Genomic DNA, 17,449 nt, shown 5'->3' with positions numbered 1-17,449 from the left:
GCGGTACGGCACCGGCCGCCGGGCGGGTTCGGCCTCACCGCCGGGCCGGGTCGCCCTCACCGGCGCCCCCGGACCGCCCGGACCACCAGCTCCGCCACCAGCACCAGCGAGGCCGTGCCCACGCACAGCGCCCACTGGGCCGCGTCGAGCGGGACCGTGCCGAAGACGCTGCGCGCCCAGGGCAGGTGGACGGCGACGACCTGGATGGCCAGGACGCCGGCCAGGCACAGCCACAGGGTGCGGTTGCGCAGCTGGTGGCGGCCGAGCAGGGGGCCGTCGTCGGCGCGGGCGCACAGCGAGTTGAAGAGCTGGAACAGCACGAACGTGGTGAACGCCATGGTCAGCGCGGTGTCCGTGTCGATGCGCTCGCGGGCCAGGGCCAGCAGACCCACGGTGCCCAGGGCCATGACCGCGCCGGCCCGGGTGATGGCCAGCAGGCGGCGCATGCTCAGGATGCGTTCCCGGGGGTCGCGCGGCGGGTGCCGCATCACGTCGTCGCGGGCGGGGTCGACGGCCAGGGCCATCGCGGGCGGCCCGTCCATGATGATGTTGATCCAGAGGAGCTGGGCCGCCGTCAGGGGGGCGGGCAGGCCGACCAGGGAGGCGCCCAGCAGGGTCAGGATCGCGCCGACGTTGGTGGACAGCTGGAAGCGCACGAACTTGACGATGTTGTCGTAGATGGCCCGTCCCTCGCGGACGGCCCGCACGATCGTGGAGAAGTCGTCGTCGGTGAGCACCACGTCGGCGGCCTCCTTGGCCACGTCCGTGCCGGTGCGTCCCATGGCCACGCCGATGTGGGCGGCCCGCAGCGCGGCGGCGTCGTTCACGCCGTCGCCGGTCATGGCGACGATGTGGCCGCGGCGGTTGAGCGCCTGCACGATGGTGACCTTGTGCTCGGGGGCGACCCGGGCGAAGACGCCGATGCCGTCGATGCGCCCGGCGAGTTCCTCCTCGGTCATCGCCTCCAGTTCGGCGCCCGTCACCACCTCGCCGGTGATGTCCAGCTCGTGCGCGATGGCGGCGGCGGTGGCGGCATGGTCCCCGGTGATCATCTTCACGGCGATGCCGGCGGACCGGCACAGCGCCATCGCGTCCCGGGCCTGCGGACGCGGCGGATCGGCGATCCCGGCCACCGACACGAGGGTGAGCCCGGGCAGCTCGGCCGGGTCGGGCGGCCCGTCGAGTACGGCGGTGGCGGCGCCCAGGACCCGCAGTCCCGCCCCGCCCAGCTGCCCGGTCACGGCGAGGACCTCGTCCCGCAGCCCGGCGTCGAACTCCCGCACACCGTCCTCGGTGAGCACCTCGGTGCAGCGGTCGAGCAGGACGTCGACCGCGCCCTTGACGTGGACGCGGGTGCGGCCGTCGGGCTCGGTGTGGAAGGTGGCCATGTACTTCGTGGTGGCGTCGAAGGGCAGTTCGGCGGTGCGCGGCAGCTCGGCGCGCAGCCCGTCGGCGTCCATGCCTGTCTTCGCGGCCAGCACGACCAGGGCCGCCTCCGTCGGGTCGCCGACGAAGCCGTCGTCGGTCAGGTGCGCGTCGTTGCACAGGGCGAACGGCAGGACGGCGTCGCGCAGTTCGTCGGCGCGGTCGGTGCCCATGGCGTCGCGGACGGCGCCCTGGACGCCGTAGCCCTCGCCGGTGACGTCGTAGCGGCGGCCGGCGGTCCACAGGGAGCGGACGGTCATCTCGTTCAGGGTCAGGGTGCCGGTCTTGTCGCTGCACACGACGGTGGCCGAGCCCAGTGACTCGACGGAGGCCAGGCGCTTGACGATGGCGCCGCGGCGGGCCATTCGGTAGACGCCGAGCGCGAGGGTGAGGGCCAGGACGGCGGGCAGGCCCTCGGGAATGGCGGCGACCGCGAGGGCGACGGCGCGCAGCGCGAGGTCTCCGAGGCCCTCGCCGCGCAGCAGGGCGATCAGCGCGTACGCGACGATGGCGACGCCGCTGAGCAGGGCCAGTCGGCGGCCGAGGCTGTCCAGCTGGACCTGGAGGGGGCTGGGCGGTTCCGCGCCGGTGCGCAACGCCTCGGCGATGGCGCCGAGTTCGGTGCGCATGCCGGTGGCCGTGACGACCATCTCGGCGCGGCCCCGGGTCAGGGCGGTGTTCATGTACAGCATGCCGGTGCGCTCGGCGAGCGGCACCGGGCCGGTGGGCGCGGTGCTCTTGGCGACCGGCTGGGACTCGCCGGTCAGGGCGGCCTCGGCGACCTCCACCGACTCCGCGACGACGAGACGCCCGTCGGCCGGCACCCGGTCGCCCGCCTCCAGCAGCACCACGTCCCCCGGGACCAGGGCGGACGCCTCGACCTCGCGTTCCGTGCCGTCGCGGCGGACCCGGGCGGTGGGCACCAGCATCCGGCGCAGCGCCTCAAGGCTGCGTTCGGCGCGCCGCTCCTGGAGGTAGCCGAGCACGGCGTTGATCTGCAGGACGACGGTGATGACCAGCGCGTCCTTGAGGTCGCCGATCGCCGCTGCGACCACCGCGGCGAGCAGCAGGATGCCGATCAGCCAGTTGCGGAACTGGTCGAGGAACTTCAGCCACTCCGGGCGGCGGGCCGGTTCGGCCAGCCGGTTGGGCCCGTGTTCGGCCGCCCGTTCGACGCTCTCGTGGGTGCTGAGCCCGGCCGCCGGGTCGACGCCGAGCCGGTCCGCCACCTGGGCGGGGGTCAGCTGGTGGACGTCCTCCCCCGCGACTTGTGTGGTCGCCAGTGCGTCCATGGTCACTCGCCTCCGGCGCGTACGACGGCGACCGGGCAGTGCGCGTGGTGCAGGACGGCCTGGCTGACCGAGCCGAGCAGCAGCCCGGTGAAGCCGCCCCGGCCGCGGGCCCCGACCACGACGAGCCCGGCGTCGGCGGTGGCCTCGATCAGCGTGTGCCGGATCCGGCCGCGCGCCAGCTCGCGCCGCACCACGACGTCCGGGTACTTCTCCCGCAGCCCGCCGAGCGCCTCGGCGAGCACCCGCTCCTCCTCGTCGCGCAGCCGGTCCTCGTCGTAGGTGACGAAGGGCGGATCGCCGGGCGCCTGGTAGGCGCGTTCGGTGCGGGTGTTCCAGGCGTGCAGTGCGACCAGGTCGGTGCCGTGCAGGGAGGCCTGCGCGAAGGCGAACTCGACGGCCGGTGCGGCCTGCGGCGATCCGTCCACGGCCAGCAGGACCGGTCCGGCCGGCTCGGGCCTGCCACGCACGACCAGGACCGGACAGCGGGCGTGGGCGGCCAGGTGCGCGGCGGTGGAGCCGAGCAGCAGGCTGCCGAAGCGGCTCAGGCCCCGGCTGCCGACGACGGCCAGGGACGCGGTCCGTGTCTCCAGTTCCAGCACCATCACCGGCTCGCCCACGACGACCTCGCGGGCGATCTCCACATGGGGTGCGACCGTGCGCGCCCGGCGTTCGGCCTCCGTGAGCGTGCCGTCGATCAGCTCGCGCACGCCCGCGCGGGCCGGACTCCAGGGTGGCACCCCGGGCGGCACGTGTACCGACGGCCAGCCGAAGGCGTGCACCAGGCGGAGCCCCACTCCGCGCAGCGCGGCCTCGCGCGCCGCGGTCTCCACGGCGGTCAGGCTGGACTCGGAGCCGTCCACTCCCACGACAACAGGACCGTTCATCGCCGGTCTCCCTTCTGCGGGCTCTGTCGGGCACACGGGTTTCCGCAGGGCCCGGCTTCCACCCTCTCCCCGTCCGGCGAGTCCCGCACAGGGCCGTCCGGCCCGGGGGACGCCCCGTCCGGCCCTCGCCCCCGGGGGTGGCGCGCGCCGAGTCTTGAAGCAGGGGAGCACTCGCGCGGCAGTCCGCCGCGCCGTTACCGGAGGTGTGTCATGACCGGACCCGTCGTCGTCGGGCTCGACGGTTCGCCCGCGAGCGTGACCGCCGCATGGTGGGCCGCCCGCGAGGCCGTGGAGCGGCATCTGCCGCTCCTGATGCTGCACTCCTGGACCACGCAGCCGCTGGACGTGCCGATCGCCCAGGAGGCGCACAACAAGCAGCGCTACGGGCAGGAGGTCCTGACCCGCGTCTCGGCCGAGCTGCTGCACCGGCACGCCGACCTCGACCTGAGCACCGAGCTGGTCTCGGCACCCGCCGGGCAGGCGCTGCTGGACCGGGCCGAGGGCGCCTCGCTGCTCGTCCTGGGCTCGCGCGGACACGGCTCGGTGGCGAGCTTCCTGCTCGGTTCCATCAGTCTGCACGTGCTGGGGCTCGCGCCGTGCCCGGCCGTCGCCGTGCGGGCCGGTGATCCGGCCGTCGAGGCGGGCTGGGAGCACCCCGCGACGGCGGACAAGAACGAGGTCGTCGTCGGCCTGCAGCACACCGGCCCGGACGCCGATCCGTTGCTGGAGTTCGCCTTCACCACGGCCGCGGCCCACGGACACCGGCTGCGGGCGGTGACGGCGGTGCCCCTGTCCACGCTGGTCACGTCGACGGCGGAGGACATCGAGGGCCAGGCCCGCGCCCGGCTCGCCGAGACCCTGGCCCCGTGGCGGGAGAAGTTCCCGGACGTGCCCGTCATCAAGCACACCGCCGCAGGACCCGCCGCGCAGGTCCTGCTGACCGCCTCCGCCCACGCCTGCCTCGCCGTCGTGGGCCGCAGGCGTCAGCCGTCCCGCCTGACCTGGAAGCTCGGCCCGGTCGCCCACGCGGCCCTGCACCACGTGCCGTGCCCGGTCGCCGTCGTCCCGAACGGCTGAGCCCGCCGTGTCCACGGACCGCGTGCGGCCGAGGAGACCGCTGCGGCAGTGCGCCGCGGTGTTCTCCAGGCTGCCGCCGCCGGAGTCGCTGCTGCTGGCCGGCACCGTCGTCGCCCTGGCGGCCGGCGGTGCCTTCCGGCTGGCCGGCGCCCCCGGGGCCGCCGATCTGTGCTGGGCGCTGGGGACCGTCGCCGCCGTAGGGCCCGCCGTGGGCTGGGTGCTGGGCGCGCTGCGGCACGGCCGGGCGGGCGTGGACCTGATCGCGGTCCTGGCGCTCGGCGGCACGCTCGCCGTGGGCGAGTACCTGGCCGGTTCGCTGATCGCGCTCATGCTCGCCACCGGCCGCACCCTGGAGGCGGCCGCACAGCGGCGTGCCTCGCGCGACCTGCGTGCCCTGCTGGAGCACGCGCCCCGTACCGCCCGGCGCCGCGCCGGCGACGACGTGCGCGTGGTGCCCCTGGCCGAGGTGGCCGTCGGCGACCTGCTCGTCGTCGGGCCCGGCGAGGTCGTCCCGGTCGACGGAACCGTGGCCGAGGACCCGGCCGTGCTCGACGAGTCGGTGCTGACCGGGGAGCCGCTGACCGTGCACCGCGCGCCGGGCGAGGGCGTGCGCAGCGGGGTGGTCAACGCGGGCGGCGCGTTCGCCCTGCGCGCCTCGGCGACCGAGCAGGACAGCACGTACGCGGGGATCGTCCGGCTGGCCCGGGAGGCGGGCGCACAGTCCGCGCCGGTGGTGCGGCTGGCCGACCGGTACGCGGCCTGGTTCCTGCCGCTCGCCGTGGCCGCCGCGGGACTCGCCTGGCTGGTCACCGGTTCCGCCGTACGGGCGGTGGCGGTGCTGGTCGTCGCCACGCCCTGTCCGCTGCTGCTGGCGGCCCCGGTGGCCGTCGTCTCCGGTCTGTCGCGGGCCTCGCGGCGCGGTGTGGTGGTCCGGGACGGCGGCGCGCTGGAGAACCTCGGGCGGGCCCGCACGCTGCTGCTGGACAAGACCGGCACGCTCACCGTGGGCCGCCCCCGGGTGCTCGACGTGATCGCGGCCCCCGGCTGGCAGCCGACGCAGGTGCTGCGGCTGGCCGCCTCGCTCGACCGGTACTCGCCGCACGTGCTGGCGCGGGCCCTCCTCGACGCGGCCCGCGAGCGGGGCCTGCGCCTGTCGCTGCCCACGGACGTGTCCGAGGAGCCCGGCCGCGGTGCCGCGGGCACCGTCGCGGGCCGCCGGATGACCGTGGGCCGCCTGGCACCCGGCGTCGAGCTGCCCGCCTGGGCGCGCGCGGCGGACAACCGGGCTGCGCTGGACGGAGCGGCGATCGCCTGGCTCGGCGTGGACGGCCGCCCGGTCGGGGCCGTGCTGCTGCGCGATCCGCTGCGCCACGACGCGCCGCGCACGCTGCGGCGGCTGCGCGCGGCGGGCATCGAGCGGATCGTGATGCTCACCGGCGACCGCGCGGCACCGGCCCGCGAAGCCGGGGCCGTGCTCGGCCTGGACGAGGTACGGGCGGGTCTCTCCCCGGCGGACAAGGTCGCCGCGGTCCGCGCCGAACGCGACCGTGCGGTCACCGTGATGGTGGGCGACGGCGTCAACGACGCGCCCGCGCTGGCCGCCGCCGACGTCGGGGTGGCGATGGGCGCCCGCGGCTCCACCGCCTCCTCCGAGGCCGCCGACATCGTGCTGACCTGCGACCGGGTGGACCGTCTGGCCGACGCCGTCGCCATCGCCGTACGGTCCCGGCGCATCGCGGTGCAGAGCGCGCTGGGCGGCATGCTGATGTCGCTGGCGGCGATGGCGGCCGCCGCGTTCGGTCTGCTGCCGCCGGCCGCCGGCGCCCTGCTCCAGGAGGGCATCGACGTCGTGGTGATCCTCAACGCCCTGCGCGCACTGGGCGGCGACCGGTCCGCACGACCGGTGCTCCCGCAGTCCACCGAGGCCCTCATCCGCCGGTTCGCCGCGGAGCACGACGATCTGCAGGAGGTGCTGGAGGCGGTGCGCTCGGCCGCCGACCGGCTGTCGGCGGACCCCGGGCCCGAGGCGCTGGCGTCGGTGCGCGAGGTGCACCGCCTGCTCGCCGAGCGTCTGCTGCCGCACGAGCACGCCGAGGAGCACCAGCTCTACCCTGCGCTGGCCCCCACGCTCGGCGGCCCCGAGGCCACGGCCACGATGAGCCGCGCCCACGTCGAGATCGACCGCCTCGCCCGCCGCGTCGAGACCCACCTCGCGCTGGCCGGGCCCGACGGGAACCTGGCCCCCGAGCAGCTCGACGACCTGCGGGCCTGCCTCTACGGGCTGCACACCGTGCTGCGCCTGCATTTCACGCAAGAAGAGGAGAGCTACTTCTCCCTGGCACCGTGAGGTGACGCCATGAACGAACCCGTGCTCGCGTGCGACCGTCTGGTCCGGCGGTTCGGCGAGCGCACCGCCGTCGACGAGGTCAGTCTGCGCATCGCGCCGGGAGAGACGTACGGGCTGCTCGGGCCGAACGGCGCGGGGAAGACGACGACGATCCGGATGGTGTGCGGACTGCTGCGCCCCGACGCCGGGACCGTGCGCGTGGCGGGCCGCCCGGTGGGCACCTCCGCCGGGCCGGCCAAGCAGCTGATCGGCTTCGTCCCGCAGGACGTGGCGCTGTATCCGGATCTGAGCGTGCGCGAGAACCTCCGCTTCTTCGGCCGCCTGTACCGGCTGCCGCGCCGCAGGCTGGAGCGCCGCGTCGACGAGGTCCTGGACCTGATCGACCTGGGCTCCCGGGCCGGTGACCGCGTGGAGTCCTTGTCGGGCGGCATGCGCCGGCGGCTGAACATCGGTGCCGGACTCGTCCACGCGCCGACGCTGCTGGTGCTGGACGAGCCGACCGTCGGCGTCGATCCGCAGAGCCGGCACGCGATCCTGGAGAGCGTCACCCGGTTCGGCGAGGAGGGCATGGCCGTCCTCTACACCACGCACTACATGGAGGAGGCCGAGCGGCTGTGCGACCGGGTCGGCATCATCGACCGGGGCCGGCTGGTCGCCGAGGGCACCCCGCGCGAGCTGGTGCGGCTGGTCGCCGAACGCGACCGGATCCGGCTGACCGCCGTCGGCGGCCTCGCCGCCTACACGGAGGCCTGCCGCCGGCTGGCCCGGGTCGAGGGCGCCGCCCGCGGCGGTGACGACGGCGACGTGGTCGAACTGGTCGTCAAGGACGCCCGCAGCCTGCTGCCGGACCTGCTGGACCTCGCCCACGACCTGGACGTCGACATCCGCAGCGTGGAGATCGACGAACCCGACCTGGAGGCGGTGTTCCTGCATCTGACCGGCACCGCGCTGAGGGAGTGAGCGGCCGTGCGTGTCGTACTCGCCATCGCCGCCAAGGACCTGCGGCAGCGGCTGCGCGACCGGTCGGCCTGGGTGATCGTGTTCCTCGCGCCCGTGCTGATCTCCGCCCTGATGGCCCTGGCGTTCAACAACAACGACGAGTTCCGCGCGAACCTCGGCGTCGTCGACCTGGACGGCGGCCCGGCCGCCACCGGGCTCGTCCAGGTCCTCACCGGCCCGGAGCTCGACGACACCGTCCAGGTGCGCTCCTACGACACCGAGGCCGCGGCGCGGCGGGCGGTGGACGCGGGCGACGTGCACGCCGCGATCGTGGTGCCCCAGGGGTTCACCCGGTCGCTGCACGGCGGTGCCGCGAACGCCGTCACCGTCCTGGACAGCGTCGACTACGGCCTCCAGGCGCAGCTGGCCCGCGCGGTCACCGAGTCCTACGTCGCGCAGGTCAACGCCGACCGGCTGTCGGTCGCCACCGCGGTCGCCGCGGGGGCCGCGGAGACGGACGTCCCCGAACTGGCCGCCAGGGCCGCCCTGTTGCGGCTGCCCGAAGAGGTACGGGCCGAGGGGCTGCCGGACGACCCGCTGAAGGTGATCAGCTACTTCGGGCCCAGCATGGGCATGTTCTTCGTGCTGTTCAGCGTCGGATTCGGCGCCCGCAGCTACTTCGTCGAACAGCAGCAGGGCACCCTCGACCGGATCGCCGCGGCGCCGGTCGCACGGAGCGCGCTGCTGATCGGCAAGTCGGTGTCGACGTTCGTCTACAGCCTGGCGGGCCTCGCCACGGTGACGGTCGTGTCGTGGCTGGCCTTCGACGCCGACTGGGCCGACCCGTTCGGGGTGGCGGCGCTCAGCGTGGCGATGGCGGTGTGCGTGGTGTGTCTGACGGCGCTGGTCATCGCGCTGGTACGGACCGAGCAGCAGGCGCAGGGGCTCGCCTCGATCCTGGTCTTCGCGCTCGTCCTGCTCGGCGGGAACTTCGTGTTCGCCTCCGGTACCACGCCGGCGATCCGCACGCTCGCCCTGTTCACCCCCAACGGCTGGGCGCTGCGCGGGTTCACCGATCTGGGCACCGGGGTGCGCGGCTGGGACGCCGTGGGCGCCCCGCTGCTCGGCATCGCCGCGTTCTCGGTCGTCGTGGCCGCGGTGACCGCCCTGCTGATTCGGCTGAGGAGGACGCCATGACCGCGCTCGCCGTGACCCGGGCGACCCTCGCGCGGATGCTGCGCGACCGCACCGCGCTGTTCTTCATGGTGCTGCTGCCGGTCGCCATCATCGTCGTCATCGGGGTGACCGTGAGCGGTTTCGACCAGTTCCGGATCGGCCTCGTGCCAGCCGCCCGATCCGGCCCGGTGGCACAGGAGTTGACGTCGGAGCTGAGGGAGGCGCCCGGGCTGCGGGCCCGTACCTACGCCACGGAGGACGACGCGCGCACCGCGCTGCGCCGCGCCGAACTGGACGCGGTCGTCGTGGTGCCGGACGGTCTCGACACCGACGTACGGGACGGCCGTACGGTGACCGTGCGGGTGCTGGTGGAGCCCTCGGGCAGCGCCGGGCACTCCGCCGTGACCTCGGTGTCGGCCGTCGTGGCCGACCACGCGGCGGGCATCCAGGCCGCCCGCTTCGCCGGTGACGTCACCGGCGGTTCCTTCGACGACAACCTGGCGCTCGCCCGCGGCGCCGAGCGGGCCGCCGCCCCGATCGCCGTGCGCGCCGAGACCGTCAACGGCCAGAGCGACTTCCTGCCGCTCGGCTACAGCTACAGCACGCCCACCATGCTGGTGCTGTTCGTGTTCATCAACGCCCTCGCGGGCGGCGCCGCCATCGTGCAGACCCGCCGGACGGGCGTGTACGCGCGGGCGCTCGCGGCGATGGTCGGCGCGCGCACGCTGGTGTTCGGCGAGACGGTCGCCTATCTGCTGCTGGCCGTGCTGCAGTCCCTGCTGATCGTCGGCATCGGCGCGCTGGCCTTCGACGTGGCGTGGGGCGACCCGCTGGCCGCCGGGGTCCTGGTCGCCGTGTGGGCGCTGGTCGGCACCGGTGCCGGGGTACTGGCCGGGGCCCTGTTCCGTACGCCGGAGCAGGTGCACGCGGCGGGCCCGGCCCTCGGCATCGGGCTCGGCATGCTGGGCGGCTGCATGTGGCCGCTGGCCCTGGTCCCCGACTGGCTGCGCACGGTCGGCCACGCGGTGCCCCAGGCCTGGGCGGTCGACGCCTGGACGACGCTGCTCTCCCGGGACGGGGACGTGACCGCGATCCTGCGCGAGCTGACGGTCCTCGCCGCCTTCGCCGCCGTACTGCTGACCGTGGCGTCCCTGTCGCTGCGGCGCCGGCTGGTCACCGGCTCCCGGGGCTGACGGGGCCGGTCGCACCGCGTCCGGCGAGCACACTCCCGCACACCCCTCGGCCGACTCGCTGCACAGCCATCGCCTCACACGGCAGACGGCCTGCGACGACAACGACAGGAGGCCTGGCAGACCATCGGCACGCCCGCCCGGCGGTGCACCGAGGACGGGCCCCCACCAGGTCCGGTCGGCCGTGCGCAGGACCGATCGGCCCCTGTCGGGGCGGGCGGCCGGGCGGGCAGCCTGGCAGTCACATCGCTGCCGCGCGGGGCCGCAGTCCCCGGCAGGACTTCCGGAGGTGGTCATCATGGGCGCGCTCCCTTCGCGTCGTTCGTCCCGACGTTCCCCGAGCGTGCTGCATCTGCCGTGCGCGGAGCGGACGGTGGGGGTGGAGGCCGCGCTGCGGCTGCCGGACGTGATGGTGCTGGTCGTCGAGGACACGTGCGCGGTGATCGCGCTGCGGAACTGGGCGCGCCGTGAACCGCCGATCTGGCGGCGGCGGGCGCGTCGTTGCTGGCACGCCGAGGGGCGGCGGCTGCGGGCCGAGAAGGCCCGGGTGAAGGATCTGGCCGCCCGCTGCCTGGACGAGCCCGCCTGACGCGCGTCCCGCGGCCGGACGCTTCCCGGACTCCCGTCCCCGTCATGGCGCCGGGCTGTACGGGGTGCTCGCGCCGCTCAGGGCGCTCGTGTGCCGCACTTCCCTGCTGGCGCACGCGATCACGGCCCGGCGCAGCGGCGTGACGGTGGACGGCATCGCGCTGTGGCTGCCCGGCGGCGTCGCCCCGGCGGCACAGCGAGCTGCGGATCGCAGGCGTGGTACCGGTGACCTGCGCGGCGGCCGGGGTGGCGCTCGGAAACCGGCACTTCCGCGTTCGCGGTCGAGGCGCCCCCCTGACCGGCCCTGATCCACCTCGTGCCGGCTGTCCTCACCGCCGTACCCGCCGCCCTGCTGGACGGCGGGCGGCTGCTGCGCGCCGTTCTGTGACAGCGCCCCCGGGGGGGCCGGGCGCCGGCCGCGTGCTCGGGTGGTTCATGGTGGCCGCCGGGTTCTTCCCGGTGCTGTTCGCCGGGGACCTGTCCGGTCTGTGGCCCGCCCTGATCGGCTGGTTCCTGATCGCCACCGCGCCCAGGGAGGCTCGCCAGGCCGAGCTGCGCGGCGCCCTGGCCGATCTGCCGGTGCGCCGGGGGACGGACGGCTTGCTCAGGGAGGGCGCGTGGGACAGTCACCGCCGGACTGCTGACGCTGACCACAGTCAGCCGTGTCCAGGTGCCCGTCTGCGGGAGGACCACCCCGAGGCCAGGACGGGCCCGGCCCCGGCGAACCGATCGCGGACTTGCCGCCCTCCGGGCGAGCCGTGACCGGCGGGCCGACCGGAGTCGTGCCGGGTCAGGAGCGGACGCAGTCGTTCAGCTCCGGGCGGGTGCCGAACATGCATACGATCATGCGGCGGCCCTGGGAGACACCCGTGTGGCCGTCGAGGAGGGGGTCACCTTGTCCAGCATTTCGAGACGTTCCCTGATCGGTTACTCGGGGACGACGGCCGCGGGAGCGGTGCTCGGCAGCGCGGCGTCGGCGCAGCCGGCCCAGGCCGCGGAGGCGCAGACGGAGGCGGAGGCCGCGTCGGCCGTCTTCCCTCCGGACACGCTGTTCAGCGGGATGTCCCGGATCTCGCACACCGACACGGGCACCGAGCTGTACGTCAAGTTCAGTGTCGAGGTAGCCGAGACACCGCCGGCCGGCGCCGGGATCACCCCGCAGGAGATCGCCGAGCTGCTCAGTGATTTCGCGGTGTCCCGGGGCTGGCCGCCGATCACGTTCTACGGCAGGCCCGCCCCCACCGCGCTGAACTGACTCACACGATCTCCAGTACCTCCCGGACGGGGCGGCGGGGTGTCGCCGTCCCCATGGGGCCGTAGCCGAGGCGCAGGACCATCTGGACGAAGCCCATCGACGACCCCGGGTCGCGGACGGTCTCCCGTAGGTCCTGTTCCTCCAGGGCATGGGAGGTGAGGGAGGTGGCCAGGCCGGCGAGGGTGGCCGTGAGCAGGACGCGTTCCATCGCCTGGCCGGCGCGCAGCCAGTCGGCCGGGTGGTCGTGGGCGGTGCCCAGCAGGGCCAGGTTCGGGGTGGTCTCGAACACGGCCGAGGGTCGGCCGGGCATCGGGCGCCGGCCCGCGAAGTCCCGTACGGGGGCGCGGCCGCCGCGCTTGCGGGGGCCGAAGGCGTACTCCGGGATCCCTTCGACGGCCGTGGCGGCCTCGGCCGGTCCGACCAGGGTCCAGCGGTGGATGTCCTGGAGTCGTTCGGGGTCCAGGCTGTCGCGGCCCTCGGCGTCGAGGATGTCGCCGAGCAGGGACTCCAGGTGCCACCGGTCGGGGAACCACAGCTCGGCGCCCTCGGCGCGGGCGGCCTCGCCCAGCTTGTCCTGGAGGCCGGCCGGAAGCTCCCGCTCCTCGAACGGATGGCGGCTGGTGTGCCGTCGGGCGACGGCCGGGAACAGCCGGGCCGGCTCGGTGTCCGCCCGGGCGGCGCCGGTCAGCCGCACGACGGCGAGCAGGCCGGGGTCGGCCGGGTCGGGCAGCAGCGCGGCCTCGGCGTGCAGGCCGTGGTGGGCGGCGGCGACCCGCAGGTTCAGCAGGGCGGCGCCGCAGCCGATGTGGAGCCCGCGGTTGTCGGGGTCGGTGCGGGGCATGGCCCGGCCGAGGTCGGCGCGCAGGGCGAGGGTGTCGCTGCCGGAGCGGTGGCGGAACCGCCAGGGCTGCGCGTTGTGCAGGGACGGGGCGGCCGTGGCCGCGGTCACCAGGTCGACGACGGTGCTGGAGTCGAGCGGTTGCGCCGGCATGGGGCGCACCTCCCCTCGGGGGCAGGACGAGCGCGGTCCCTCGGAACCGTTCCGGAAGGCCAGCTTCGCGCCCCGCCCGGGCTGCCGGGAGGGGCCTTGGGGTCACCGCCGGGGGCCATACGTCCCTGGCTCAGTCCGCGAGCTTCAGGCGCACCGTCTCCCCCGGCTGGACGGAGACGGCGCGGTCCGGCAGCCGTATGTCGATCGGGGAGGCGTCGGAGGAGGGGACCGCGAGCTCCAGCCGGCCGCGCTCCAGGCGCAGCTCCACGCCCCAGTGGCCCTGGTAGCGCACGGCGAAGCCGTAGGAGGAGAGTTCCGGCAGCGGCACCGGGTCGAGCCACAGGGCGCCGTCGCGGGTCTCCAGTCCGGTCAGTCCGCGCTGGACCAGGTCGAGGGTGCCGGCCATGGCGCCGAGGTGGATGCCCTCGCCGGTGGTGCCGCCCTGGACGTCCGCGATGTCGCCCTGGAGGGCCTCCTGGCAGAACTTCCACGCCTCGGCCCGGCGGGCGCGGGCCAGCACCCAGCCGTGGACCAGGCCGCTGAGGGTGGAGCCGTGGCTGGTGCGGTGCAGGTAGTAGTCGACCGTGCGGTGCCAGGTGTCCTCGTCGAGCTTGAGGCCCAGCCGGCGGAAGATGCCTTGGAGTTCGGCCGGGGCGAAGAGGTAGCCGAGCATCAGGACGTCGGCCTGTTTGGAGGCCTGGTAGCGGTTGACGGTGTCGCCCTCGGCCTCCAGGATCCGGTCCAGGCGGCGGATGTCGCCGTAGCGCTGGCGGTACTCCTCCCAGGGGAGTTCGGCGAGTTCTTCGTAGCCCTCGAACTGGCTGATGACGCCGGCGTGGAAGGGCACGTACAGGGTGCGGGAGACGTCCTCCCACTGCTCCAGTTCGCCGCCGTCGAGGCCGGTGCGCTCGACGAGTTCGCGGCGCCGGGGCTCGGGCAGCGCGCGGATCAGGTCCAGGGTGCGGGTGAGCACCCAGGCGGCGGTGACGTTGGTGTAGGCGTTGTCGTCGAGGCCGGGGCTGCTCGCGCCCGGGTAGGCGTCGTGGTACTCGTCGGGGCCGACCACGCCCTTGATGCGGTGCCGTTCGAGGGTGTCGTCGTAGACGGCGGCGTCGGCCCAGAAGCGGGCGATCTGGAGCAGCATCTCGGCGCCCTTGGTGTGCAGGAACTCCGCGTCGCCGCTGGCCTCGTAGTACTGCCACACGTTGTAGGCGATCGCCGAGCCCACGTGGTACTGGAGGTGGGAGTGGTCGGGCAGCCAGCGGCCCGAGTTGGGGTTGAGGTGCAGCTGCTGGGTCTCCTCGCGGCCGTCGCTGCCGCTCTGCCAGGGGTAGAGGGCGCCCTTGCGGCCGGAGGCCAGGGCCGAGGTGCAGGCCTGTTCCAGGCGGCGGTGGCGGTAGCGCAGCAGGGCCCGGGAGACCTCGGGGAAGTGCAGGTTGAGGTAGGGCAGCACGAACAGTTCGTCCCAGAAGACGTGGCCGCGGTAGGCCTCGCCGTGCAGGCCGCGGGCGGGCACGCCGACGTCGAGGTCGGCGGTGTGCGGGGAGAGGGTCTGCAGCACGTGGAACAGGTGCAGGCGCAGGATGCGGCCCGCCTCCCCGGCGACGTCGAGGGCGGCCCGCCGCCAGAGCTGGTCCCAGGCCGTGAGGTGGGATTCGAGCAGCTCCTCGAAGCCGGGGGCGCGGCCGACGCGGTCGATCGCGGCGTACAGCGGGTCGCTGATGGCCGGGTCGCGGGAGGTGTGCAGGGCGACGATCTTGTCGACGGTGCGGGTGCGGCCCTCGGCCAGGGCGAGCACGGTGTGCTGGGTGGTGCGCGGGTTCTTGTTGCGTACGGTGACCGGCGCGTCGGAGGTGAGCCGGGCGGCCATGCCGATCCGGATGTCGGAGGTGCGGGTGCGGCAGCGCAGCCAGACGGTCTCCGGGGTGGCGGTGCCGGCGTGCACGTGGGTCAGGTGGCAGCCGTCCAGGTCGCGGTAGCGGGGGACGCCGGAGTTGGTGACGCCGCCGTCGAGGCAGGCCTCCACCTCCAGGTCGCCGGAGAAGCCCTCGGCGGTGAACTCGGTGCGCAGCGCGGCCAGATGGGGGTCGGCCATGTGCACGATCCGCTGCTGACGTACGGTCAGGGACCGTCCCTCGCCCAGGTCGTAGCGGGTGCGGCGCTCCAGCATGCCGGAGGCCAGGCGCAGTTCCAGGCGGTGGCCGAGCACCGGCACGCCGTCGGGGGTGAGCCAGGGCCCGCCGCGCAGGCGGAAGCGCAGCGGCAGCCAGTTCGGAACGTTGACCATGTCCTCGTTCTCGACCTGCCGCCCCGACACGTCGGAGGTGAGCCGGTTGTAGCAGCCCGCGACGTAGGTGCCCGGGTAGTGGATGTCGTCGGCGGCGCACTCCGGGATCGCCCCGCGGGTGGCGAAGTAGCCGTTGCCCAAGGTGCACAGGGACTCGCGCAGCCGTTCGTCCGCGGGCTCGTAGCCCTCGTACTCCCAGGTCCATCCCGTCACGTCGACTCCCCACTCAGCAGTTCGGCGAGATCTGTCACCACGAGGTCGGCACCGTGCCGGCGCAGCCTGCCGGCCGAGTCCCCCGCGGCGGTGCGGTCCACTCCCACGACGAGGGCGAAGCCGCCGTTGCGGCCCGCTTCCACGCCCGCCACGGCGTCCTCCACGACGGCGGCGCGGTCGGCGGGGACGCCGAGCCGGTCGGCCGCGGTGAGGAACAGGTCGGGCTTCGGTTTGCCCGGCAGCCCGAGCCGGGCCGCCTCGCCGCCGTCCACGAGGACGTCGAACAGGTCGCGCACCCCGGCCCGGGTGAGCAGTTCACCGGCGTGCCGGGAGGCGGAGGCCGCCGCGACGGGGATGCCCGCCCGGCGCAGCGCCCGCACCAGGCGCACCGTGCCGGGGTACGCCTCGATGCCGTGCGCGCGCAGCCGTTCGGTGAACAGCCGCTCCTTGTCGGCGGCGACCTCGCGCACGGTCTCGTCCGGGGCGTCGATGCGGCGCGAGGCGAGGAAGGCGGCGGCGCCGTCGAGGCGGGACTTGCCGTCCACGTGGCGCAGGTAGTCGTCCCTCGCGTCGAACGGCCGGCGCTGCTCGGGATCCGCCGGCGGATGCGCGCGCAGGTAGGCGTCGAACGCCTCCTTCCAGGCCGCCGCGTGCACCTTGGCCGAGTCGGTGATCACTCCGTCCGTGTCGAAGACGACGGCTCGGACGTCGTTCCACTGCGGGGCAAGGGCGGAAGGGTGTTCCATGGTCACTCCGGCTGGGGGACGACGGCGACGGGACATTGCGCGTGGTGCAGCAGGGTGTGGCCCACCCGGCCCAGGTGGAGGCCGAAGTGGCCGGACCGGTGCCGCGCCCCGATGATCACGAGGTCCGCGGCCGCCGACCGGTTCAGCAGCACCCTGCGGGCCGGCCCCTCCACGGTGGCACGGCGCACCCGCACCCCCGGGTGGTCGGCCGCGGGGTCGTGCAGGACGGCGTCGAGCAGGGCGGAGGCCTGCTCCTCGTGGGCGAGCGCGGGGTCCCCGGTCAGCAGGGGGTGCTCGGGGGTCGCGTGCGCGGGACGGCGCCAGGCGCGTACGACGTCCAGGACGCAGTCGCGTGCCTCGGCCTCGCGGAAGGCGAACCGGGTCGCCTCCCCGGCGACGGCCGGGTCGGCGGCGCCGAGCAGGATCCGCTCGTGGGTGCCCGCCAGGCCGGCCTTGTCACCGCGGACGACGATCACCGGTCCGTGGGCGCGGGCGGCGACGGTCAGTCCGACGGAGCCGAGGAGCAGTCCGGCGAGCTCGCCCCGGCCGCGTGATCCCGTGACCACGGCGAAGGCGTGGTGGGCCTCGCCGAGCAGCGCGTGGGTCGCCTCGTCGGGGATCACGTCGACGGAGACCTTGGCCTCGGGGTCGCGGCGGCGGGCACGGTCCGCGGCCGTCGCGACGATCTCCTCCGGCGTCAGCTCGTCGGACGCGCCGTCCGGGGTGGAGGCCTCGTAGCGCTCCCACAGCGACGCGTAGACCAGGCGCAGGGCCACACCGTGCCGGGCTGCCTCGTCCACGGCCCAGTCGACCGCCTGGAGGCTGCCGGGTGATCCGTCGACGCCCACGACCAGGGGCAGCTCCATCCCACCCACCGCCTTCCGTCGGGCTGCGCCGCGGTCGTCGCGGCGCGGTGCTCCCTTCCACCGTCGCACGGCCGGGCGGGCGACCGCAGGGGGTGGATCGGCCGGGGTCGGGGGCCGTTCGGCCCCTACGGGCGCCCGCGCGCGGGCGGGACGCTGGAGGTGAGCCCGGGGAT

The 17,449-nt window shown here is 74.9% G+C and carries 14 protein-coding genes; 8 read left to right on the top strand and 6 right to left on the bottom strand.

The annotated features are described in order from the left end of the window. Nucleotides 1-56: 56 nt before the first annotated feature. Complete coding sequence (locus ICC28_RS25895; RefSeq protein ID WP_188291110.1) at nt 57-2,717, bottom strand: cation-translocating P-type ATPase; 2,661 nt, start codon at nt 2,715-2,717, stop codon at nt 57-59. A 2-nt stretch (nt 2,718-2,719) separates the two neighbouring features. Then, nucleotides 2,720-3,601, bottom strand: coding sequence for a universal stress protein (locus ICC28_RS25890; RefSeq protein ID WP_188291109.1), 882 nt, complete (start codon nt 3,599-3,601; stop codon nt 2,720-2,722). A 210-nt stretch (nt 3,602-3,811) separates the two neighbouring features. On the opposite strand from ICC28_RS25890, the gene ICC28_RS25885 reads away from it, so the two are divergent. From ICC28_RS25885 to ICC28_RS25850, 8 genes are all read left to right on the top strand, one after another. Beyond that, nucleotides 3,812-4,678, top strand: a complete 867-nt coding sequence (locus ICC28_RS25885; RefSeq protein WP_188291108.1) for a universal stress protein — start codon at nt 3,812-3,814, stop codon at nt 4,676-4,678. Nucleotides 4,679-4,685: 7 nt separating this feature from the next. Further along, a complete protein-coding gene (locus ICC28_RS25880) occupies nt 4,686-7,025 on the top strand; it encodes a heavy metal translocating P-type ATPase (RefSeq protein ID WP_411158626.1) in 2,340 nt (779 codons plus the stop codon). A gap of 9 nt (nt 7,026-7,034) precedes the next feature. Continuing rightward, nucleotides 7,035-7,985 carry an ABC transporter ATP-binding protein gene (locus tag ICC28_RS25875; protein WP_188291107.1) on the top strand — a complete coding sequence of 317 codons (951 nt, stop codon included), beginning with the start codon at nt 7,035-7,037 and terminating at the stop codon, nt 7,983-7,985. Nucleotides 7,986-7,991: 6 nt separating this feature from the next. Beyond that, nucleotides 7,992-9,161 (top strand): ABC transporter permease, encoded by a 1,170-nt coding sequence (locus tag ICC28_RS25870; protein ID WP_188291106.1) that lies wholly within the window; start codon nt 7,992-7,994, stop codon nt 9,159-9,161. After that, nucleotides 9,158-10,333, top strand: a complete 1,176-nt coding sequence (locus ICC28_RS25865; protein WP_188291105.1) for an ABC transporter permease — start codon at nt 9,158-9,160, stop codon at nt 10,331-10,333. The genes ICC28_RS25870 and ICC28_RS25865 overlap by 4 nt, the downstream gene beginning before the upstream one ends. Nucleotides 10,334-10,673: 340 nt before the next feature. After that, nucleotides 10,674-10,919 (top strand): hypothetical protein, encoded by a 246-nt coding sequence (locus tag ICC28_RS25860; protein WP_188291104.1) that lies wholly within the window; start codon nt 10,674-10,676, stop codon nt 10,917-10,919. Nucleotides 10,920-11,338: 419 nt separating this feature from the next. Next, nucleotides 11,339-11,680, top strand: coding sequence for a hypothetical protein (locus ICC28_RS25855; protein ID WP_188291103.1), 342 nt, complete (start codon nt 11,339-11,341; stop codon nt 11,678-11,680). Between the two features lie 133 nt (nt 11,681-11,813). Then, nucleotides 11,814-12,173 carry a twin-arginine translocation signal domain-containing protein gene (locus ICC28_RS25850; RefSeq protein ID WP_188291102.1) on the top strand — a complete coding sequence of 120 codons (360 nt, stop codon included), beginning with the start codon at nt 11,814-11,816 and terminating at the stop codon, nt 12,171-12,173. A gap of 1 nt (nt 12,174) precedes the next feature. Here the strand turns inward: ICC28_RS25850 and ICC28_RS25845 are convergent, their stop codons facing one another. From ICC28_RS25845 to ICC28_RS25830, 4 genes are all read right to left on the bottom strand, one after another. Next, the gene (locus ICC28_RS25845) at nt 12,175-13,164 is read right to left on the bottom strand and encodes an Acg family FMN-binding oxidoreductase (protein WP_188291101.1); all 990 of its coding nucleotides are present in this window, start codon (nt 13,162-13,164) and stop codon (nt 12,175-12,177) included. Nucleotides 13,165-13,294: 130 nt separating this feature from the next. Beyond that, nucleotides 13,295-15,664, bottom strand: a complete 2,370-nt coding sequence (locus tag ICC28_RS25840; protein WP_188291100.1) for a glycoside hydrolase family 65 protein — start codon at nt 15,662-15,664, stop codon at nt 13,295-13,297. Then, a complete protein-coding gene (locus tag ICC28_RS25835) occupies nt 15,661-16,410 on the bottom strand; it encodes an HAD family hydrolase (RefSeq protein ID WP_188291099.1) in 750 nt (249 codons plus the stop codon). Before ICC28_RS25835 ends, ICC28_RS25840 begins: the two co-directional genes overlap by 4 nt. Before the next feature lie 2 nt (nt 16,411-16,412). Then, complete coding sequence (locus ICC28_RS25830) at nt 16,413-17,276, bottom strand: universal stress protein (protein ID WP_188291098.1); 864 nt, start codon at nt 17,274-17,276, stop codon at nt 16,413-16,415. Nucleotides 17,277-17,449 lie beyond the last annotated feature (173 nt).

Source organism: Streptomyces sp. TRM68416, assembly GCF_014596915.1.
Classification (GTDB): Bacteria; Actinomycetota; Actinomycetes; order Streptomycetales; family Streptomycetaceae; genus Streptomyces.
This window is presented reverse-complemented; position numbering and strand designations above follow the sequence as displayed.